The following is a 21,528-nucleotide window of genomic DNA, read 5'->3' on the forward strand; positions in this document are numbered from 1 at the left end:
TGTTGTACCAATGTCAACATCATTATAATGCGGGTCTAAGCATATGTCAGAGAAAGATTTTTTGAATCGTAAAGTAACACTTGTCCTTGGAGGTGGCGGAGCAAGAGGACTGGTACATATCGGTGTTATCCGGAAATTAGAGGAAATGGGCTTTGAGATAGATGAAATAGTCGGCTGCTCCATAGGAGCATTGGTCGGTGGCATTTACGCCCAGGGAAAGATGGATGTGTTGGAAGATTGGATGTTTAATTTAACAAAGAAATCGGTTTTCAATATGATGGATTTCAGCTGGAAGGGGTTGGGGATGATGAAGGGGATCAAAGTGTTCAATGCATTGAAATCGGTGATTCCTGATGCCAATATCGAAACGTTCCCCATTTTATTTAAGGCCGTTGCGACAGACCTAAACTATGAAGAAGAAGTTGTATTGGATTTTGGAAGTATGTATGATGCTATTCGGGCCTCTATCGCGATACCTGCTGTCTTTACCGCTGTAGAAGATAATACCCATGTCTATGTAGATGGGGGGGTACTTAATCCTTTGCCCATCAATCATGTTACAAAAAAAGAAAATTTAATTATTGCCGTCAACCTGGAGTCGAAACCTGATAAACAATATTCTGTTATCAAAAAGCTCGATACAAAAACATCCAATTCTTTGGACATTTTACAGGCTTCCTATTATGTGATGCGTAGAAAAATGAGCCGTATGATTATTGATCTATACCGTCCGGATGTCGTTGTGGACATCCCATACAATATCTGTAATTTATGGGATTATCACCGCGCTGAATTTTTAGTTCAAAAAGGACGGGAGTATATCGATAACGCTCTTAAAAATAAGACCAAAATAGGATAACAGTTTGCGCGCTCTTGGTTTAGTCTTTTAGATTTAAATCATTATATACTAAAACAAGTTGATTTTAAAACATCAAGGAATTAGAATAAGTTTGGATAATCGCTGATAATTCCATCCACCTTCAAAGTTTTTAGTTGCGCCATAACAGTTTTCGTATTTACTGTCCATGGAATTACCTTTACATTCACTTTATGGTATTGGCGAATAAAATCGCTGTTCACTAACTTATAGTGTGGGCTTATAATGAAGGGTGTAAAACCTAGAGCATCGATTGTTTCTTGCGCGTTTTTTGAATAATTTGCATCAATAAGATAAGACACTTTTAGTTGGGGATAGGCAGTGTTGAGATACTTAACAGCACGAATATCAAAGGATTGAATAACTGTACGTGCGGCAATTTTTTTCTCTGTGATGACCTGTACAATTAAATCGACAAATTCCTCCACTCGTGGATGATTGATACCATCTTTATCTTCGTTGCTTTTTACCTCGATGTTATAAAACATGGGTGCTTTTCTCTTTTGGAGGGCATAGGCTTCTGTACTATCAATGAGGTCAGCGAGTTTTGCTATACGCGTCACCTGTTTTTTTTGTTCAGGAAATTCTTTGTAAAACTTCGATCCAATATCATACCTAATGAGATCTTGATAATTCATTGCATAGATCTTCAGGGATTTATCCTTTTCAGGGATTTCATTGCCATCCGGTTTTAATACAAATTTGGGATTGAGATAGTCATCATGAAAAACAACAACTTTCTTATCCTTGGTAATATGACAGTCCATTTCGAGTGTAGTTACTTGAGGCAGGTCAATTGCATTTTTCATTGCAGCGATAGACTCTTCTGGATATAAGCCGCGTCCTCCACGGTGTGCTTCCAAACTCAGTTTAGGAAAACTGTTTGCCGGTTGAGTGGAATCTTTCATTACTGAACAAGATATAAAGGACGATATTACACTAAAAAACGCTATTCTACGTAGACTTTTTTTCATTATATTACTATATTTAAAACAAAATAAGGGTTATCCCGTTTTGAATAGGCGAATATACACAACCTATTTTATTTCGGCGACTTTGCATGCTTGATTTTCTATTTCGAAAGTGCGTTTAAAATAGCACGAACTAAAATGATTCGAAATTGTTGAAATGAAGAAAAGCGGAGCTTTAAAAATCTGTTAGATTGACCTTACTTTACGAGAAGAGGATACTCTTAGGGACAATGTTGACGTTGTTTTGCAATAGAAAATACAGTTATATACCAAGATGAAATCTATTTTTTTTGTCTTTTTTGCAAGAAATTATTGTCATTCCTTTTAGAATTCCCTTTATTTGCACAAATCTCAAATTAGATGGCGAAAAATTTATTGATAGTTGAGTCTCCAGCGAAAGCAAAAACGATAGAAGGATATTTAGGAAGCGATTTTATGGTAAAGTCAAGTTATGGACATATCCGTGACTTGGTGAAAACCGATGATGCGATTAATACAGAGAAGAATTTCGAACAGAAATACGAGGTTCCCTCCGATAAAAAAGCTATTGTGAGCGAGCTGAAGAAATTAGCTAAGGCAGCAGAAACTGTTTGGCTTGCATCCGATGAGGACCGCGAGGGAGAAGCTATTTCTTGGCATTTATTTGAGACATTGGGATTAAAGGATGAAAGTACAAAACGTATTGTGTTTCATGAGATCACAAAGCCAGCGATACTAAAAGCTATCGACAATCCCCGTAAAATAGATTATAATCTTGTTAACGCACAACAGGCCAGACGGGTTTTAGATCGGCTAGTGGGCTTTGAATTATCTCCTGTTTTATGGAAAAAGGTTAAGCCTTCGCTATCTGCAGGCCGTGTACAATCTGTTGCAGTTCGATTAATTGTAGACCGTGAGCGTGAGATTAACAAATTTGAACCGGAGGCGGCTTTTAAGATTGTTGCGTTTTTCCATACCGGTAAGATCAAAGATAGTTTTAAAGCCGAGCTTCCGCAACGATTTGCAACAGAAGCAGAGGCGACACGATTTTTGGAAGACTGTAAAGCAGCTTTGTTTGCGATTAAAAATCTGGAAACAAAACCATCAAAACGCTCACCGGCTGCGCCATTTACCACATCAACCTTACAACAGGAAGCAAGTAGAAAACTTGGCTTCTCGGTCGCAAGGACGATGCAGGTTGCCCAACGTTTATATGAGTCGGGACGTATTACCTATATGCGTACGGATTCCGTCAATTTGAGTGATACAGCTATTGAAGCAGCAGAAAAAGAAATTAAATCGGCTTATGGCAATCAATACCATAAAGTAAGAAAATATAAAACAAAAACTTCGGGTGCGCAAGAGGCACACGAGGCTATACGTCCTACCTATTTTTCGGAACATACCATTGAAGGTGATTCGGCTGAAAAGAGGTTATATGAACTGATCTGGAAGAGAGCAATTGCATCTCAGATGAGTGAAGCAGAATTTGAACGTACGTTGGCTAAGATTTCCATTTCTACACGTCCGGAAGATCTGAATGCTTCAGGAGAGGTGATGAAGTTTGACGGTTTTCTGAAAGTCTATATGGAATCCGTGGATGATGATCAGGAGACAACACTGGATGAAGATAGCGATAACGCAATCCTGCCACCATTGACGGTCGGATTACAGCTGACGTTGAAAAGCATGTCAGCTACAGAGCGCTTTACAAGACCTCCGGCACGTTATACGGAAGCGGCATTAGTAAAAAAATTAGAGGAACTAGGTATCGGTAGACCGTCTACCTATGCGCCAACCATTTCTACAATTCAAAATCGTGGTTATGTTGTTAAAGAAGAACGGGAAGGAAGATCACGCGACTATCGGGTATTGACCCTCGAGAATGCCGAACTGAAAGCAGTTACCAAAACAGAAATTACAGGCGCCGAAAAAGGGAAAATGTTCCCCACTGATATCGGTATTGTCGTGAATGATTTCTTGGTAGAGCATTTCAATGGTATTGTAGATTTTCACTTTACGGCGAATGTCGAAAAAGAGTTTGACGATATTGCGCATGGATTGACCGAGTGGACAAAAATGCTGCACGATTTCTATGGCCCTTTTCACTCCGAAGTGGAGGATACGCTGGAAAATGCTGATCGCGCCAATAATGAACGTGAACTGGGGATAGATCCAGTTTCCGGAAAACCGGTTTCTGTGCGTATCGGAAAATTCGGGCCTCTGGTTCAGATCGGTTCGCCAGATGATGAGGAAAAACCTCGATTCGCATCGTTGCGCAAAGGACAGATGATTGAAACGATTACCTTTGAAGATGCCATGGAGTTATTTAAACTTCCCAAAAAAGTAGGCGTATTTGAAGATAAGGAAATGACAGTTGCCATCGGTCGATTTGGACCTTATATCCGTCATAACTCCGCTTTCTATTCCTTGCCAAAAGGCGTAGATCCGTTGGACGTGACCGAAGAGGAATGCATTCAGATTATTCAGGAGAAACGTCAGAAAGATATTGAAAAAGTGATCCGTGTATTTGATGAAAATCCGGATGCACAGATCGAACAGGGCCGTTGGGGACCATTCATTCGTTTTGGAAAGCAGAATCTGAAAATTCCGAAAGGAACAGAAATCGAAAAAATCAGCTATGAAGATGTGCTGAAGTGGGCGGAAGCGGATGCACCGAAAGGTAAAGCTGTTAAAGCAAAAACTGCCGAAAAGAAAACAGTTGCTAAAAAAGCGACAGCAAAGAAGGCTCCAGCAAAGAAAACGACAAAGTCTAAATAAGGATGAAAGCAGATTTGCCAGAAAATATAGTAAAAGATATTATGATTGCCGTGGTTTTGGAAGGCGAGACTGTGGAGACAAAAAACTGGACAGTGTATGTCATTAACGATAAAAATATAGCGATACAGAATGTGCTGATCAGCTCAAAAGGTTACGGTGAAAAAGATGGTCGGCAAGTAACAACCACCACTTTGCGGCATTTCATCGGAAATATTGAAGCAAAATCCTTTGATCGGGTCGAGGCAATCGACGAGCAGGTATTTGGCCTGACCAATGAATATTGGTTGAGTTTTTATATTGACAATATTATTTACGATAAAAAATATATCTTTTTACCCGAAAGCATCGTCGATGGTAACCTGACTAAGGTTCCCTTGGTAAATAAACCCGGTGTCATCATAGGAGGAAACGAATAATGAGCACAAGACACAATTTTATCATTGCCATAGATGGTTTTTCTTCTTGTGGAAAGAGTACACTGGCAAAAGCTCTGGCTAAAAAATTAAAATTTGCCTTTATTGACAGTGGCGCGATGTATCGAGCAGTAACACTCTATTTTACACGTCATAATATCGCTTTGAACGATCAGGAAGCGATTGATACCGCCTTAAATGATATCCATATCGACTTTATTCCCAATGCTGTCAAAACGGAGATTCACCTGAATGATGAAGACATCTCGGAAGAGATCCGTCAGATGTATATTTCCGATAAAGTGAGCGAGGTCAGTGCAATTAAAGCGGTGCGTACCGCCATGGTTGCGCAACAGCAAAAGCTGGGCAGCCGTCGAAATATCATTATGGACGGTCGTGACATTGGTACCACGGTTTTTCCGGATGCCGATCTCAAGATCTTCATGACAGCTGATCCTAAAGTTAGGGCAGCCAGAAGATACCTGGAACTAACGGAAAAAGGGGAGGATGTAACACTTGAAGAGGTGGTGGAAAATCTTGCCAATCGGGACCGAATTGATAGTACCCGTGCGGAGAGCCCTTTGCGGCAAGCCGAAGATGCCATCGTGCTGGATAACTCAAATTTGACTCCGGAACAACAGTTGCATTTTGTCGAAGAAGAATATCTGAAAGTTAAAGCAGCCAGGATGCAAGCATAAATAAAAATATAACAAAAGATGCCGATTGAAAAATCGGCATCTTTTGTATTTTAGCCCGAGCTATTTGATACTATTGATTTGCTGTTGCTCCAGTAATTTGTCGACATTGTTTTTCTCTCCAAACTCTGCAGTCTGTTCTTGAAAAGATTCCAGTAGCGCTTTGATAGCGTCTGAATTATCCGCTGTACGTTGATAAATCTCAGGAATTGTCTTTTCAATATTCTTATCTCCAAGTTCGATGTTATCAACTTCGATTTTGCCTATTTTTTCCAAAACAGCTTGTTGACTGTTTCTGACATCTTCTAACTCTCTTGCTATTTTTTCCATTAATTGGAATTTCTTCAATTTATCCATATGCAATATCTTTAGTTATACTGTAATAAGAACAATGTCGCTCGAAACTTTGTTTTGTTTTTTTTAAAATTAGAAAAAAAAGGCGTTAAAGCTTGTTGTGGGGCAAAAAAAAGCCAGTCCTCATTTTGGACTGGCCGCAAGCAAGGTTACGCATTGCTTTTTAATTTGTCCTTCCAGGATATACCTCTAGCGCTTTCTCCAGACAGGTCAATGCGTTTTTAAGATCATTCTGATTCAGTACATAAGCTAAGCGAACTTCATTTGTACCGGCACCTTCTGTACTATAAAAACCAGTAGCTGGAGCCATCATGACCGTTTCATTATTGTAAGAAAACTCTTCCAACATCCATTGGCAAAATTTATCCGCGTTATCGATGGGCAGCTTCGCAACCACATAGAATGCACCGCCGGGATTAGGAGAGTAAACGCCTTCAATTGCATTTAATCCATTGACCAGAGTGTCTCTTCTCGCTGTATATTCTTTGGATACTGCTTCAAAGTAGCTATCTGGTGTATCTACAGCAGCTTCTCCCGCAATTTGACCTTCCATCGATGGACTTAAACGCGCCTGCGCAAATTTTAATGCAGTCTGATAAAGCGCTTTGTTTTTGGTAATGATACAACCAATACGAGCACCACATGCTGAATAACGTTTAGAAACGGTGTCAAAGATGACGACATTATTTTCAAGACCCTCCAGGTGCATAGGGGATATAAACTCCTTGCCATCGTAACAGAATTCGCGGTAGGCCTCATCCGAAAATAGATAAAGATCATATTTAAGGCAAAGCTCACGTAAAGCTTCCAGCTCTTCTCTCGAATAAAGGTAACCTGTCGGATTGTTGGGGTTACAGATGCAGATTGCTTTTGTTTTTTCCGTAATTACTTTTTCAAATTCAGCAATGGAAGGCAGTGCAAATCCACTTTCGATGTAGGACATGATCGGTTTGATCACAATATCAGATGAGCAGGCAAAACCATTGTAATTCGCATAGAATGGTTCCGGGATAATCACTTCTTCACCTTCATTCAAACATGCTTGCATGGTAATTGTGATCGCCTCAGAGCCACCATTGGTGACCAAGATGTCCGTAGGTTCAATATTGTAATTTAACTTGTTATAGTATTCGGCTAATTTTTTACGGTAGGAGGCCGTACCTTCAGAAGGAGTATAAGCCCACACCTTGAAATCAATATTTTTCAATGCATTAAGCATAATTTCAGGTGTTTGGATATCAGGTTGCCCGATATTTAAATGGTATATTTTTTTACCGTCTTTTTTTGCTTGATCAGCATAAGGCGTCAGTTTTCTGATTGGTGACGCAGGCATATTCAGCCCTTTTTCTGATATTACTGGCATTATAGTTTTTTTAAAATTAGTTGTGCAAAGCTAACCAAAATAAAACAAAAAAAGCCACATNNATGTGGCTTTTTTTGTTTTATCTGTCGGATTTTTATTCCACAATCCCTTTAATATAAAGTGTCTTTACAGGTGTTTTCGTATTTGATTGTACTGTAAAACTTTTGGTAAAAGGTGCTTTTGCCGCGGCGTTATAAGTAACCTTGATGGTTCCTGTTTCTCCCGGTTTGATAGGCGTTTTGGTAAATTCAGCCACCGAACAACCACAGGTAGGGACTACGTTCGAAATGATAATAGGCTCGCTGCCTGTATTTGAAAATTTAAAATTATATGATACAGGTGTTCCGGCTGGAATTTTGCCGAAATCATGTGTCTCTTTTTCAAATTTAAATTCCCCTTGACCAGCCTGCATAGATGATAAACCGATAAAGGAAATGATCACTGCTAAGATTGTTATATACTTTTTCATGCTTCTAATATATTACTTTGTGATTAAACTAGTACAACTGATATGCCAAATGTAGTATTTATTGTCAATTTATTATTCATCTAACAATTTTATTACAGTTAGATTATTCCTTCTTTGAGCAGATCTTGTATATGAATGACGCCATCATAGTTCCCCTGATCCGCTACCAACAATTGGGTGATATTGTTTTCCCGCATGATATGGAGTGCACTGGCTGCGAGTTCGTTTTTGTCAATGACCTTTGGGGATGTGCCCATAATGTCTGCCGCGCTGATTGTCGCTAGGTCAGTATGTTTTTCGAGCATGCGACGGATATCACCATCGGTAATAATACCCTGAATTTGTGTGTCCTTTAAAACAGCGACGGCTCCGAGTCTGAAGTGTGTAATGGTGATGATAATGTCTCTGACGTTTGCATCCAATTGTACGCTCGGCTTGCCGTTTTGATCAGATAGGTCTCTGACTTTTAAGTAAAGTTTCTTACCGAGTGCACCACCGGGATGATATTTTGCAAAGTCCTGGTCTGTGAAATCCCGGCATTCCTGCAAGACAACCGCTAAGGCATCACCCATGGCCAACTGCGCTGTTGTACTTGACGTTGGCGCTAAATTGTTTGGACAGGCCTCTTTCTCCACCGTGGTATTCAGGATATAATCCGCATTTTTGGCCAAGTAGGATTCTGTATTGCCAACCAAAGCCACCAACGTGTTTTTAGTTTGCTTCAGAAAAGGAACAAGTACTTTAATTTCTGGTGTATTGCCACTTTTAGATATGGCAATAATCAGATCATACTGTTGGATAATGCCTAAATCTCCGTGAATGGCATCGGCAGCATGCATAAAAATGGACGGTGTGCCAGTGGAATTTAATGTTGCAACAATCTTTTGTGCTATTATGGCACTCTTTCCTATACCTGTAACGATTACACGACCTTGGAGATGCAAAATTTTATTTACCACGGTAACAAAATCATCATCAATATATTGAGCCAGAGCAGCTACTGCTTTCGCTTCTTCTTGAATAGCTTGAATAGCTATATTTTTTATTTCGTAGTTGTTTTTCACAAAAAATACTCTTACTTTTATGTATTAGAATAGATTGCAAAAATAGATTATTTTTCAGGATTATTTCTTCATTTATCTATCTTATTTTTGCCCAAGGCGCAATGGAAATAGAAAAATCACTTTTCGACAATTTACAGGATTTTTTTGGTTTTGATACTTTTAAAGGAGATCAAGAGGCTATTATAACCAGTATTCTTCAGAAGAAGGATACGTTTGTTATTATGCCAACCGGGGGAGGGAAATCAATTTGTTATCAACTACCAGCACTCATGAGTGAGGGAACTGCAATTGTAATTTCCCCGTTGATTGCTTTAATGAAAAACCAAGTGGATCAGCTTCGTGCATTCGGCGGCGAAGATAGTATCGCTCATTTTTTGAACTCCTCCCTGAACAAGAGTGAAATCACTCGAGTAAAGGAGGATGTGCTTGCGGGAAAGACAAAGCTACTGTATGTAGCTCCGGAATCGCTTGCTAAACAAGATAATGTAGAGTTTTTGCATCACATAACGGTATCTTTTGTAGCCGTAGATGAAGCACATTGTATCTCTGAATGGGGACATGATTTTCGACCAGAATATCGTAAAATACGTCAGGTTATCAATGAAATTGGATCGAATATTCCAATTATTGCATTGACAGCAACAGCAACTCCGAAAGTCCAATCCGATATCCGTAAAAATTTGCAGATGAATGATGCTATGTTATTCAAATCATCGTTCAATCGGAGCAATTTATACTATGAGGTCCGCCCTAAAAAGGATGTAGTCAAAGAAATTGTACGTTTTATCAAAACCAAATCCGGTAAGACAGGTATCGTCTATTGCTTGAGTAGAAAGAAAGTTGAAGAAATAAGTGAAGTTTTGAACCTTAATGGGATCAAAGCGCTACCATACCATGCTGGACTTGATGCGAAAACTAGGGCCGATACACAGGATAAATTCCTAATGGAGGATGTCGAAGTGATTGTTGCGACAATTGCCTTTGGTATGGGGATCGACAAGCCGGATGTTCGCTATGTTATTCATCATGATATCCCCAAATCTATGGAAGGGTATTATCAGGAAACTGGCCGTGCGGGTCGTGATGGAGGTGAGGGCTACTGTTTGGCATTCTATTCGGAGAAAGATGTCGAGAAGCTGACAAAATTCATGAAAGATAAGCCTGTGGCCGAACGCGAGATCGGGACACAGATACTAAAAGAAGTTATTGATTATTCCGAATCTGCTGTCTGCCGCCGTAAACAGATTCTTCATTATTTTGGTGAAAATTTTGACGAACAAGGTTGTAGCAACATGTGTGACAATTGCCGGTCGGAAAAAGAATATTTTGAAGCCGAAGACTCCTTAAAAGATGTACTGGGCTTTATTAAAGAGCAAGGCGAAAAATTTGACGATCATCATGTCGTTAATGTGATGATTGGACAAAACAATCAACCTGTATCTTCCTATAAGCATGATGAACACCGGTTATTTGGTTCGGGAAAAGACAAAGGCTCTATTTATTGGAAGTCTTTGTTAAGACAAGCCGTACTGGACAATTTCATTGAGAAAGACATTGATCATTACGGTTTGTTGAAATTAACCGACATCGGTCGACGTTATCTGGAAAATCCATATCAGTTAAAGTTTGTTTTAAACCGTCCGATTGAAGGCGGAGAGAGTACGAGTGGTGAAGATGCCGGTCATGGTACCGGAGCGTTAGACACCACCTTATTAGGTATGCTCAAAGACTTGCGTAAAAAGATTGCCAAGAGTAAATCTTTACCACCTTTTGTTATTTTTCAGGACCCTTCTTTAGAAGAAATGTGTACACATTACCCCGTCAATATCGAAGAATTAAAACAAATTCAAGGGGTAGGAAATGGTAAGGCAATTAAATTTGGTGCTTCCTTTATCGCTCTCATAAAAGACTACGTGGAAGAAAATGAAATCGACCGCCCTGTAGATTTAGTGATTAAAAGTACTGCAAATAAATCAGCGCTGAAAGTGGCAATCATTCAAAATATTGACCGGAAAATAGCGCTAGATGATATTGCTGCAGCAAAAGGAATTACCTATGAGGAGATATTAAAAGAAATTGAAACTATCGTTAATGCTGGTACTAAAATAAACATTAATTATTTTATTGATGAGATTATTGATGAGGACCGTCAAGACGAAGTGTACGATTACTTTAAGACGGCTGAAACCGATTCAATAAATGATGCCCTTAAGGAATTAGGGGGCGACGATTATACTTTTGAAGACATCCAATTGATGCGTATCAAATTTTTATCGGAATTGGGTAATTAAAATTTTTATATAATTCATATGATCAACAAATACATTCCTGAAATAAAGAATGGAACTTCGCAGAATTTCTTTTTAATGGCAGGGCCATGTGCAATTGAAGGAGAAGAAATCGCTATGCGAATTGCTGAAAAAATTGTTACTATTACAGATAAACTCAATATTCCTTATATTTTTAAAGGATCATACCGTAAAGCCAACCGATCACGTTTGGATTCTTTTAAGGGTATCGGTGATGAAAAAGCATTAAAAATTTTGGAGAAAATAGGGAGGACCTTCGGTGTTCCAACGGTAACGGACATCCATGAGAGCCATGAGGCAGCAATGGCAGCAGCTTATGTCGACGTCCTTCAAATTCCAGCGTTTTTATGCAGACAAACGGATCTATTGGTGGCTGCGGCAAAAACCAATAAAGTCGTTAATGTAAAAAAAGGACAGTTTTTAAGTGCTGGATCTATGAAATTTGCTGTGGATAAGATTGTAGAGTCCGGCAATGAGAAAGTCTTTTTGACAGATCGTGGGAATACGTTTGGCTACCAGGATCTAATTGTTGACTACAGGGGAATTCCTGAAATGCGTTCCTTTAATGTGCCCACTGTAATGGATTGTACACATTCACTTCAACAACCGAATCAGACATCTGGAGTAACGGGTGGAAAACCAGCATTGATCGAGACAATTGCCAAAGCGGCAATTGCTGTGGGCGCAGATGGCTTATTTATCGAAACCCATCCTGATCCTGCAAATGCAAAATCTGATGGGGCAAACATGTTGCACCTGGACTTACTCGAAGGATTAATGGAAAAATTAATACGTGTTAGACAAGCTATTTTATAGTATAATAAATAAATCGCAATAGAAAGGAGCCAATAGGCTCCTTTTTTAATCAATTCAAATTCAAATTGCTCCCTATGTTTTCAAAAGTTTTTTTCATGGCACTCATATTCATACTGTTTTCGTTTTCGATTGTCAAAGGGCAACAGAATTATACGTGGTTTTCACCGCTTGAGGACAAACATGTAGAAGGCCGAATTGACAATCAAAAACTGACAGCTTTTAATCGACTTCCAGATGAATTAGAAAACCAAGTCCGTAAACCCGTATGGCAATTGGGAGAAAATTCCGCAGGACTCTATATTGATTTTCAAACATCAGCTTCAGAAATTAAAGTGCAATATCAAGTTGCTGGTGGATTAAATATGCCCCACATGCCTACTACAGGTGTGAGCGGCTTAGATCTCTACGCTTACGATAAAACCAATAAAGATTGGAAATGGGCTTATGGTAACTATAATTTTTCTGATACGATTTCATACACTTGGAAGAATATTGGTGAGAACAGTAACTTCAGTTACCGTTTGTATCTTCCTTTATATAATACGGTTAAGTGGCTGAAAATTGGTATTCCAAGTAATAGTGAATTTGCGTATACCCGTACTGCTACATTGAAACCCATTGTTGTTTATGGGACATCTATTGGACAGGGGGCATGTACGAGCCGGCCGGGGCTTGCCTGGACAAGCCAGGTAGGGCGTGCCCTAAAGAACGAAGTTTTGAATTTGTGCTTTTCGGGGAATGGCCGTCTTGAAGAACCCATTCTAAAGGTTATGAATCAAGTGGATGCGGCTTGTTATATTTTAGATTGTATCCCCAATCTTGCCATTACAAAATCACGCACAGAAGAACAGCTGGATTCCTTATTGCTCAATGCAATTACATTGTTGAGGAAAGGACACCCTACAACACCGATTATACTAACGCAACATAGTTCAGGGAGTATTCCGACGGTTTTCAACGAAGATAAAAATAAAGAATACCAACAAAGTAGTAGCGTCTTGAAGAAAGCTTTCGAAAAATTACAATCCCAGGGGGAGCGTCGGATTTTTATGTTATCAAGTGACGAATTAGGACTTGACTTGAATTCTACGGTAGATTATGCGCACCCCAATGATCAGGGAATGGAGCATATTGCTAATGCCTATATTAAGCTGCTAAAAAAGGTGTTAGAGTTAGAGTAAAGAAATAAAAGAGGGAAGTTTTTTACTTCCCTCTTTTATTTCTTTTTCAACTTCATCGTCATTTTTGCTTTTTCACCCCCACCATAATTGTACGTTTTTGCATTACTTTCCTTCTTTTGATGAAATGCTCCACCTCCGAAACTGTCATCTTGTTCTTCCTTGGCTGATTTTTTCTTTTTATCATTCGAGGGATTGTAGATTTGAAGATCTTCTGGTAGCTCTAGTATTTCCATTCTCTTTCCCACAGCCTGTTCGATTTTCCTAACCATAGGAAGTTCTAAATCGGTAGAAAATGTCAATACCACGCTATCCTCATTCTCTTTATTTTTGACTACATGGTTTAAAAATTCCTCTTTTTCATTTGGCAATTCAAATTGCAAAATAAAAGGAATATTCGCGAGATCATCAACTACAGTATTATTTTCCCGGGCAATGATCAATACACGGGATTGCACATTGGTCATAAAATCCTCGGTTGTTTCGTAACCAAAATCATCATAGAAGAGCGGGTTTAAAATAGCGATCTCTTCTTTGCGCTCTTGGAATAGGCTCGTTGTTAACTTCTGTGCTGTAAGCTTTGAATTAACAAAAACGATCACTTTTTGAAAAACTTCTTTATCCTGCAGAAGATAATTTAATAAATTGATTTTTGTGGTGAAATTAGGGAGCTGATATAGAAAGAGATCCAAGGTATCTATGGATTTGTTTTCCAACTCATCCACTTCTATCAAGGCATAATCCTCGTTTAAATATGCATCAATCATGTCATACAGTTTCTGATGTTCAACAGTACTGAAGACCAGGTGTTGTACTTTACCACAACTTTCTGCTAGTTCCCTTAACGGAGTTTGCATGCCCTGCTTGATGATTTCTTCTGCATCATCAATAATGAACGTCTGGATACGGTTTAAGTTCAGTGCTAATTTAAGATAGATTGCCCGCGCACGGTTAGGTGTTGCAACGACAATATCCTTTCCAGCAACTAATTCTTCGATTTCTTCCTCCATACTTCCTCCAGCACGTAATCCAATAATACGAAGATCTCTATTTTTACTGAGCTGATAGAATTTTTCAACAATTTCATTGATGCGTTCTTCATTGGGAGCCAAGATTAAAAACTTAGGTGCCTCATCATCCGTAAATTTTAATTTCATCAGGGTTGATAATACATAAGTTGTAGTCTTGCCAGCTCCTTCGGGAGCAATCGCAATAACATCTTGTCCACCAAGAATTCTGGAGATACACTTACGCTGAATTTCCTTAGGGGTCAAATAACCGAGTTCGGTCATTGTAGCTGTCAATCTTTTGCTTAGTTTTAGTTTCTCTAACGACACGTATCCTTTAGTTTATGTAAGTTGCAAAAATACACATTTAGTTTTGAGATCAGCTAATGTGTACCCATTTTTGAAAACATATTAATAATAATAACTCCAGCGACAATCAGTATCATTCCGATCACAGCTGCTGTATCGGGAATCTGCTTAAATAGGATCATGCCGATCAATGTAATGGCAACAATGCCTATCCCAGACCAAATTGCATAGGAGATCCCAACGGGTAGGTACTTCAATGTAATACTTAGGAAATAAAAGGCTATAATATAGCCAATTATACAGATAAGCGTTGGTTTCCATAAGGTAAAACCATCGGATTTTTTCAAGAAAGTAGTGGCGAAAATTTCTGCTGCAATCGCGAGAAGTAGGTATATATATTTCATCATAAATGATCCTTCCTAATGGACTGTAACAAAGCTACACTTTTTGTGTTTTACTTTGTTCTGATGACATTTAATTTAGGAGTTTTTGATGACAGTAATGATGCAATATAGCCGACTCAATGGTGTTCGGGCGATTTTGCAGGTATTAATTGTTTATAAAAGTAAATTTATTTAAGTTTGACCAATCCACTAATGGGAATGAATAGACTTTATGAGATGTATTCGAGTTTTTTTTAAACCCTTTACTATATGCTTAGTTTTTCTACTTTCCTGCCTTTCATTGCATGCGCAAGAACAGCTTCAGGAGCTTCAGAAATCTTATTATAATCTTCCCTTAGGAAGTAAGGAGCGTTTTCTACTGACTGGAAAATATGCGCAAGCATTATATTTCAATAATGAGAAGGCATTAGCTAGCCAGTTGCTAAATGATAATATTCAACTGGCCAAAAATTATCCAGATAAACAGTACTATGCCTATTTAAATTGCATTGCAGCGATAAACAGTTATAATGATCATCTCTTTGAGAAATCAGGTTTTTATCTGGAACATGCAAAATCTGTTCTACCGATTATCGTTGACAACAGTACTAAGGGATATATCTATTATTGTGATGGCTGGATTATGACAAGGCAGAATAAAGAGGATCAGGCTGTTTCGCAGTTTCATAAAGCAATTTCCTTTTTGGAAAAGGCCCCCCAGACTGATGTGAATATCGCGCGAAAGTTAGCAATTTATAAAGAGTTAACCGCTATTTACGCCAATCAGCGGAATTTCGAATTTCAGGAAAAATATACAAGTCTTTTACTGGAGACAGCCAAAGCTGGCCGGAATATAAATAGTTTATTTGATGCCTATATGCAAGCCGGCTATCTGTTTGAGGAAGAGTATCGGTCAGATCGAACGAACCCAAACGTATTGAAGAAAGCGGAAGAGCATTATCTTCAAGCTTACCAAATAGCGAAAAATAATCGGAAGAATCTTATTAACCCGACGGATATGGCTTATGTTTCCGTTAATTTAGCTAATCTATATCACGAATTCTATCCCGAAAATGCTGCAAAAAAGGCGGCTTCATTTGCCCAACAAGCCTTAGAAATTGCACAGGAGACCGGACAATATGCGCTTACAGTACCTGCCTACGGCGTATTGGCTGATGAAGCATTCAAAAATGGAAATCGGGATCTGGGGAAAAAATATTTACAGCAGGCACTCTATAACTTACAGCGGGAGCCACATTATGATTATCAGGTAGGACTGAGCCTCTATAGTAGACTTGCTGAGGTGAGTGTCGAAGAGGGGAAATATGAGGAGGCATTTCAGTTCCAAAAGAGCTATATCGATGTTTTCGAGGAGGCTTTCAATTCAGATAAGCTGGATAAAACCAAACAACTTGAAATCAAATATGAACGGGAATTGCAGAACCAAAAGTTAATGCGGCTGCGTTTGGAAGGGGAAAAAAAAGAACAACAAATCACGTTGATGAGAGCCCTTAATGACCGTCAAAATCAATTGGTTGAGAACTTAAAGTTAAATGAACTAAACCGAACACAACAGTTGAAAGTGCTTCAGTTAGAACGGGACAAAAAGGAGAAGGACCTTCAATTAAGCCGTCTGGAAAATGCGCAACGATTGCAGGAGCTTGATGTTTCGAAGCAGGAGATCGCTTTTAAGTCGCGTATGAATTCCATCTATATCTGGTTATTTATTAGCTGTTTAATCGCCGTCATTTTATTGTTTTATGCATATTGGCAGCGTTCCAACACATTGAAGCAAAAAGAGCACTTACATAGCCTCGAGATTGAGAAGAATAACCAGCAGCATGCCATAAAAAATCTGACCGCGATGTTGGCCGGAGAAGAGAAAGAGCGGACACGTTTGGCCCGAGATCTACACGATGGTTTAGGCGGACTGTTGTCGAGCACAAAACTTGGCTTGTCATCCCTCAACGATAAGGAATCCGAACAGGCCGCTGTGAAGGAAGGCATTACACGAAGCATTGAACTATTAGATGATGCCGTCGACGAGCTGCGTAAACTTGCACATAACCTGATGCCGGATCTGATTGTCAAATATGGTTTACAGGAAGCTCTAAGGGACTACGCCGCGCGGATGAGTCAGCCGAATTGTCAAGTGGAGTGCGAATTCCTTCAATTTGAATCAAATTTAAGTACGGAACATGAAATCTCTCTATACAGAATAATTCAGGAACTTGTGAACAATGCATTGAAACATGCCGAAGCAAGCAATGTCCTAATACAACTTTCTGCACACAATGAGCGTTTACATATTACCATTGAAGATGATGGCAGGGGATTTGATACCGAAAAGGTGGATTTACAGCATTCCGCAGGAATGCACAATATACAGTCAAGGCTTTCTTTTCTATATGGTGATATGAAGATTTTATCTGCGCTAGGTGAGGGAACCACGATAGAAATTGAAATGCCGCTCGTTTAATTATAGTGTAAAATGATAAAGATAGCGATTACAGATGATCATCCTCTTTTGCTGGAGGGGCTAAAGAATATTATTAATACCCATGAAGATTTTGAGGTCGTGGGGATGTATACAAGTGCTGCAGACTTATTCACAAACATTGCATCAGACGCGCCACTTGTACTGTTACTGGATATCAATCTTCCCGATGCAAATGGAATTGATCTGGTAAAGGGATTGAAAGAGCGTCATAATGAACTAAAAATTGTCGCTTTTAGTGTCCATAACGAACTAGCGGTGATCAATAGTATATTAAATGAGGGTGCGGATGCTTATCTTCAAAAAAATGCCACCGGCGCTGAGATTATTGCTGCCATATCCGATGTTTTGGTTGGCAAGCGCTACATCTGTGCAAAAACTCAGGTCATACTCAATAAGAAGACAGAAGCGGGACTGAAGCAAGTTCCCAAACTTACCCGTCGCGAAAAGGAGATACTGACTTTTGTGGCCAAAGGAATGACGACCAATCAGATTGCTGAATCCTTATTTATCAGTTCACATACCGTGGAGAGCCACCGTAAAAACTTAATGGAAAAATTTCAGACAAAAAGTGTGACCGCGGCTGTCAAATCTGCCATAGAATACGGTTTGATACGCGAAGCCTAAAGGAAATCCGGGAATTACCTGAATTCAGGGATGAGAATAACCCCATGCATTTGATACTTTTGATGCTATAGATGAAGTATCAAAAGTATATGGTTATATCAAATTATGTATTCCGTTGTCGGGGAAGAAAATTGCTTCCCTATGGTTTTGGCCTAGTATTGTCTTTAGGCTTAGGTCTCAGTACAGTTCGTGCGCAGGGCTTTGGTACCAAAATACCCGATGGATCAAATACAGTGGTGGCTATTAATTTAGCTAAGGTCGTTGAATCTGCTGAGGCTGCCACACTGAATAAACTGTTGGACCGTATTGGCTTTTTCAAACATTTTGAAAAGAAAAGCATTGATCTGAAAAAGGATTTTCAACAGACTGGTGTGGATTCAAAAGGAATAGCTATATATTACCGAAACGACAGGGATAGTTTGTTATACGGTGAAATTATCATCCCGATCAATGATAGCAACCGCTTTGAAAGGTTGCTGAATATGCAGGGAACCCCGCTTCCGTCGTTGAACGGTTACCACCGATTTAAAACAATGGATGGGCAACTACTCGCCTGGAATGCCAAGGAGTTCAGGGTACTAAAAGGGGAGGTCGGACAGACTTATTTCGCCAATGATTCTATTGCTGCACTATATGGTATTGAAAATACGGACTATGCTGCTGCAGCCGTAGCAGCAGCTACAGCTGCGGCCGATGAAGCAACTGATTGCGCCGTTATAGATACTAGTCTAATGGATTCCTCCACGATGGAATGGGATGCGTTTGACTTTGACACATTGCAAGCTGAAGAGCCGACAGAAATAGAACCATTGGAGGTCTATGACAGTGCAAAAGACACTGATACAAGTGTGTATGATAGTCCTGTCAACTATGATTCACTTGACACAACCTTTGAGGAAGTGAATAGACGAAATGATTCCATTAAAAATGTGTTGTTGGAGAAGTGGCTACTGCATGAGCAGGAGCAATTATTGAGTGGTAAATATCCAAATATAAAGGTACAGGAGCAGACACGATTATTTAAAAATGTGGACCTGGCGCGTGTATGGATTCCTAGAGCTGGAAGCTTTTATAGTGGACTTCATTCCGTAAGGTCCATCGTGGACGCCTATTATAATACAAGCGATTTCTCCTTGAAAAGCGGCTATAGAGATATGTTTTTTGACCTGGCACAGCAACAAAATAAAATTACGCTGAAAGCAAGTGTAACCTTAGGAAAAGACTTGATAAACCTGACCAAAAAGTTATATGCCAGAAAGCCAAATCCCAAATTTGCCAAGTATTTAACAACGGAAACGTTGGGATATTTTAATGTCAATATAAATACAGAGGCTTACTTAAAGGAAATGCCGGCCTTTTTTGGGAAAAATCTGAAAAAATATTTTGGCAAAGAAAATGAGTTATTTGAACTTCTGACTCTTGGACTTGAAATTGCATTGGATGAAAAAGCCATTGCCAAAATTATGCCCGGGGATAATTTGGTTGTTGTCAATGGAATAACTAATTTAAAGGTAGACTACGTCGATTACGAGTATGATGATAATTATGAAGCCAAGGAAGTAAAAAAGACAAAGGAGGAGAAGATGCCATCTTTCATATGGATGTTCACATCGGAAGATCAAAAGATCATCAGAAAGACAGCGGACGTGGCAGTATCAAAGAATGAGGCTATCTTAGCGGACGGTATCTATAAAATCAAACAAGGCAATGGTAAAGATTTCCCAGTATACTTAATGTTCAAAGAGGATTTGGTGATGATCAGCAACGATAGTCTTGCACTAAATAAAATTTTGCACCAAGATCGTCCTGCCAAAGTCAATAAATCTTTTGTGAAGCTTATGAAGGGAAGTAAATTTTCGGCAGCATTCCAGACCGGGAAAATACCTGCTCTAACAAAGGAGCTGGGTATAGTATCAGGTAACAGCTTGCGTTCTACATTAGCAGAATTGAATAATTATGGTAATTTTACAGTGAGTTCTAAAGGCATTGTAGGTGATAGATTGGAAACGGATGTACAACTAGCGTTGCCGGTGACGGCAAATAACGGACTACAGTTTGTTATCAACCAACTGCTTGATGGAATTGTACCGGATGAACAACCCGAATTTGACTACCCAATTGATACAACTGACAATGATTAAAAAAGGAATAATTTGGACTTTAGGTATTCTCGTAGTACTGGCTATAGTTGGCTGGGGAATTTATATCATCCGACAGCAGCAGTCGTATCAGTCTGTCGTACATAAAAAAAGTAGAGCCTTATTGACGATTTCCTTGGATGATATTCTATTGAACCAATTTTTCGATAAATGGCAAACAGCACCAAAAGGAGGACAGGACTTCGCCAAAAAATTGAATAAACTTAAGGACAACGGAATAGATATCAAGGCGAATGTATTTCTTTTTTCACTGGAAGACAGCGCGAAGAACTTTTATGCATTTTTTGATTTAAAAGATGAGAAGCAATTTCTGACTTTTTTAAAGGAGGGTTTGGCTGTCGATGCCATCGAAAATAATGCCGCTCCTGGGGTAAATTATGCGTATCAGGAGGCAAACAAAATTGCATTTGTTTGGAAAGGCCGTGAATTATTGGTGGGACTGGGATTTAATCTGGACAAAAAGAAAGATGAAATGCTCCAATTGATTCAATCCGATTCAGAGCGGATTTCCATTGAGCATTTCATCGACCGACCGAGTGAATTAACACGCGCATCATTACGTTACAGCAACATTTCCACAAATAATTTTATTGAATTTGATTTGAAAGGCAGCCGGATAGAAATCGCGGGGGAACTTCAGTCAAGCACTTGGAATTTTCCACAAGAATATCTTGTTCGGGAGTTAGCAAAGGAAAATTATATCAGCAAAGGCTGGATCAATTTCCCGAATCAAGGTCTAAAGACAACTATAAAGCGTATTTTAACTGATCTTCCGATAGCAGCGGATTCGATTATGGCGCATGCCAATGGGGATTATGTTGATATCGAAATTTTGAATAGTCAGGTAGTACAGACAGACACGATTATTAATTATGCTGTCAATGATAATTTTGAGACAGTGGCAGAGAAAACGCCCTATGAAAGCAAAGTACCCAATGTCAGCTTGAGTATAAGAGGTGATGCGGAATTGTCGAAATTTCTACCCAATAAGCTGTTTTACCAATGGTTTCAGCGGAAAGATGAACAGTCTTATCTATTGTCTACAGCATCTGCCAAAGATAATTTACAGTCAAAATATACGAAGACCAATAGTCTCTCACATGTAGCGATACATCTTGCGGATTGGCCGGATGCCTTAAAAGTGACACCGATTCTGATGTTAAAGGCGATTGCTTCGGACATGGATCTCAGCTTGAAAGTTTCCCGGTCAAATCAGCTTATTCTTCAGGGAACTATTCGGGACTATTCGCATAAATAATCAGGTAGTGATACAAGAG

The 21,528-nt window shown here is 39.2% G+C and carries 18 protein-coding genes; 11 read left to right on the top strand and 7 right to left on the bottom strand.

From position 1 onward, the window contains the following. Positions 1-43 precede the first annotated feature (43 nt). Positions 44-859, top strand: coding sequence for a patatin-like phospholipase family protein (locus B4A24_RS12565; RefSeq protein WP_172394313.1), 816 nt, complete (start codon positions 44-46; stop codon positions 857-859). Between the two features lie 80 nt (positions 860-939). On the opposite strand, the gene B4A24_RS12570 is transcribed toward B4A24_RS12565, so the two are convergent. Next, positions 940-1,785: a glycerophosphodiester phosphodiesterase family protein gene (locus B4A24_RS12570; RefSeq protein ID WP_293945367.1), complete on the bottom strand. Its 846-nt coding sequence runs from the start codon at positions 1,783-1,785 to the stop codon at positions 940-942. Between the two features lie 423 nt (positions 1,786-2,208). On the opposite strand from B4A24_RS12570, the gene topA reads away from it, so the two are divergent. From topA to cmk, 3 genes are read left to right on the top strand one after another with little or no spacing between them, the layout of a single operon-like run. Then, on the top strand, positions 2,209-4,608 hold the full coding sequence (topA, locus tag B4A24_RS12575; protein ID WP_293945369.1) for a type I DNA topoisomerase: 2,400 nt from the start codon (positions 2,209-2,211) through the stop codon (positions 4,606-4,608). A 2-nt stretch (positions 4,609-4,610) separates the two neighbouring features. Further along, the gene (locus tag B4A24_RS12580) at positions 4,611-5,024 is read left to right on the top strand and encodes a hypothetical protein (RefSeq protein ID WP_104382157.1); all 414 of its coding nucleotides are present in this window, start codon (positions 4,611-4,613) and stop codon (positions 5,022-5,024) included. Then, the gene (gene cmk, locus B4A24_RS12585) at positions 5,024-5,719 is read left to right on the top strand and encodes a (d)CMP kinase (RefSeq protein WP_288812400.1); all 696 of its coding nucleotides are present in this window, start codon (positions 5,024-5,026) and stop codon (positions 5,717-5,719) included. The genes B4A24_RS12580 and cmk overlap by 1 nt, the downstream gene beginning before the upstream one ends. 60 nt (positions 5,720-5,779) lie before the next feature. Here the strand turns inward: cmk and B4A24_RS12590 are convergent, their stop codons facing one another. From B4A24_RS12590 to B4A24_RS12605, 4 genes are all read right to left on the bottom strand, one after another. Further along, the gene (locus tag B4A24_RS12590) at positions 5,780-6,073 is read right to left on the bottom strand and encodes a hypothetical protein (protein ID WP_104382155.1); all 294 of its coding nucleotides are present in this window, start codon (positions 6,071-6,073) and stop codon (positions 5,780-5,782) included. A 160-nt stretch (positions 6,074-6,233) separates the two neighbouring features. Continuing rightward, positions 6,234-7,433: a pyridoxal phosphate-dependent aminotransferase gene (locus tag B4A24_RS12595; protein WP_293945373.1), complete on the bottom strand. Its 1,200-nt coding sequence runs from the start codon at positions 7,431-7,433 to the stop codon at positions 6,234-6,236. Positions 7,434-7,527: 94 nt separating this feature from the next. Continuing rightward, positions 7,528-7,902 (bottom strand): DUF1573 domain-containing protein, encoded by a 375-nt coding sequence (locus B4A24_RS12600; RefSeq protein ID WP_104382153.1) that lies wholly within the window; start codon positions 7,900-7,902, stop codon positions 7,528-7,530. A 98-nt stretch (positions 7,903-8,000) separates the two neighbouring features. Beyond that, on the bottom strand, positions 8,001-8,966 hold the full coding sequence (locus B4A24_RS12605; RefSeq protein ID WP_293945375.1) for a KpsF/GutQ family sugar-phosphate isomerase: 966 nt from the start codon (positions 8,964-8,966) through the stop codon (positions 8,001-8,003). Positions 8,967-9,067: 101 nt separating this feature from the next. Between B4A24_RS12605 and recQ the strand changes: the two genes are divergently transcribed. The 3 genes from recQ to B4A24_RS12620 all read left to right on the top strand — a co-directional run bounded on the left by recQ (position 9,068) and on the right by B4A24_RS12620 (position 13,272). After that, the gene (gene recQ, locus B4A24_RS12610) at positions 9,068-11,257 is read left to right on the top strand and encodes a DNA helicase RecQ (RefSeq protein WP_293945377.1); all 2,190 of its coding nucleotides are present in this window, start codon (positions 9,068-9,070) and stop codon (positions 11,255-11,257) included. 18 nt (positions 11,258-11,275) lie between these two features. Next, positions 11,276-12,091 (top strand): 3-deoxy-8-phosphooctulonate synthase, encoded by an 816-nt coding sequence (gene kdsA, locus B4A24_RS12615; RefSeq protein ID WP_293945379.1) that lies wholly within the window; start codon positions 11,276-11,278, stop codon positions 12,089-12,091. Between the two features lie 95 nt (positions 12,092-12,186). After that, positions 12,187-13,272, top strand: coding sequence for an SGNH/GDSL hydrolase family protein (locus B4A24_RS12620; RefSeq protein ID WP_293945381.1), 1,086 nt, complete (start codon positions 12,187-12,189; stop codon positions 13,270-13,272). 35 nt (positions 13,273-13,307) lie between these two features. Here the strand turns inward: B4A24_RS12620 and B4A24_RS12625 are convergent, their stop codons facing one another. Both B4A24_RS12625 and B4A24_RS12630 read right to left on the bottom strand, forming a co-directional pair. Beyond that, entirely contained in the window at positions 13,308-14,606 is a 1,299-nt protein-coding gene (locus tag B4A24_RS12625; RefSeq protein ID WP_293945382.1) for a DEAD/DEAH box helicase, read from the bottom strand. 53 nt (positions 14,607-14,659) lie between these two features. Then, the gene (locus B4A24_RS12630; RefSeq protein ID WP_172394303.1) at positions 14,660-14,992 is read right to left on the bottom strand and encodes a DMT family transporter; all 333 of its coding nucleotides are present in this window, start codon (positions 14,990-14,992) and stop codon (positions 14,660-14,662) included. Positions 14,993-15,269: 277 nt separating this feature from the next. On the opposite strand from B4A24_RS12630, the gene B4A24_RS12635 reads away from it, so the two are divergent. The 4 genes from B4A24_RS12635 to B4A24_RS12650 all read left to right on the top strand — a co-directional run bounded on the left by B4A24_RS12635 (position 15,270) and on the right by B4A24_RS12650 (position 21,509). Beyond that, positions 15,270-17,447: a tetratricopeptide repeat-containing sensor histidine kinase gene (locus B4A24_RS12635; protein ID WP_293945385.1), complete on the top strand. Its 2,178-nt coding sequence runs from the start codon at positions 15,270-15,272 to the stop codon at positions 17,445-17,447. A 12-nt stretch (positions 17,448-17,459) separates the two neighbouring features. Beyond that, a complete protein-coding gene (locus B4A24_RS12640; protein ID WP_172394301.1) occupies positions 17,460-18,092 on the top strand; it encodes a response regulator in 633 nt (210 codons plus the stop codon). Between the two features lie 71 nt (positions 18,093-18,163). Continuing rightward, complete coding sequence (locus B4A24_RS12645) at positions 18,164-20,233, top strand: hypothetical protein (protein ID WP_293945387.1); 2,070 nt, start codon at positions 18,164-18,166, stop codon at positions 20,231-20,233. Further along, positions 20,184-21,509 carry a hypothetical protein gene (locus tag B4A24_RS12650; RefSeq protein WP_293945389.1) on the top strand — a complete coding sequence of 442 codons (1,326 nt, stop codon included), beginning with the start codon at positions 20,184-20,186 and terminating at the stop codon, positions 21,507-21,509. The genes B4A24_RS12645 and B4A24_RS12650 overlap by 50 nt, the downstream gene beginning before the upstream one ends. Positions 21,510-21,528: the final 19 nt, after the last annotated feature.

This window comes from Sphingobacterium sp. UBA7249, assembly GCF_002472835.1.
GTDB lineage: Bacteria > Bacteroidota > Bacteroidia > Sphingobacteriales > Sphingobacteriaceae > Sphingobacterium > Sphingobacterium prati.

Coding starts and splice junctions, on each gene's coding strand:
- B4A24_RS12565 (WP_172394313.1), top strand. CDS start 44: ATGTCAGAGAAAGATTTTTTGAATCGTAAAGTAACACTTGTCCTTGGA.
- B4A24_RS12570 (WP_293945367.1), bottom strand. CDS start 1,785: ATGAAAGATTCCACTCAACCGGCAAACAGTTTTCCTAAACTGAGTTTG.
- topA (WP_293945369.1), top strand. CDS start 2,209: ATGGCGAAAAATTTATTGATAGTTGAGTCTCCAGCGAAAGCAAAAACG.
- B4A24_RS12580 (WP_104382157.1), top strand. CDS start 4,611: ATGAAAGCAGATTTGCCAGAAAATATAGTAAAAGATATTATGATTGCC.
- cmk (WP_288812400.1), top strand. CDS start 5,024: ATGAGCACAAGACACAATTTTATCATTGCCATAGATGGTTTTTCTTCT.
- B4A24_RS12590 (WP_104382155.1), bottom strand. CDS start 6,073: ATGGATAAATTGAAGAAATTCCAATTAATGGAAAAAATAGCAAGAGAG.
- B4A24_RS12595 (WP_293945373.1), bottom strand. CDS start 7,433: ATGCCAGTAATATCAGAAAAAGGGCTGAATATGCCTGCGTCACCAATC.
- B4A24_RS12600 (WP_104382153.1), bottom strand. CDS start 7,902: ATGAAAAAGTATATAACAATCTTAGCAGTGATCATTTCCTTTATCGGT.
- recQ (WP_293945377.1), top strand. CDS start 9,068: ATGGAAATAGAAAAATCACTTTTCGACAATTTACAGGATTTTTTTGGT.
- kdsA (WP_293945379.1), top strand. CDS start 11,276: ATGATCAACAAATACATTCCTGAAATAAAGAATGGAACTTCGCAGAAT.
- B4A24_RS12620 (WP_293945381.1), top strand. CDS start 12,187: ATGGCACTCATATTCATACTGTTTTCGTTTTCGATTGTCAAAGGGCAA.
- B4A24_RS12630 (WP_172394303.1), bottom strand. CDS start 14,992: ATGATGAAATATATATACCTACTTCTCGCGATTGCAGCAGAAATTTTC.
- B4A24_RS12640 (WP_172394301.1), top strand. CDS start 17,460: ATGATAAAGATAGCGATTACAGATGATCATCCTCTTTTGCTGGAGGGG.
- B4A24_RS12645 (WP_293945387.1), top strand. CDS start 18,164: ATGAAGTATCAAAAGTATATGGTTATATCAAATTATGTATTCCGTTGT.
- B4A24_RS12650 (WP_293945389.1), top strand. CDS start 20,184: ATGAACAACCCGAATTTGACTACCCAATTGATACAACTGACAATGATT.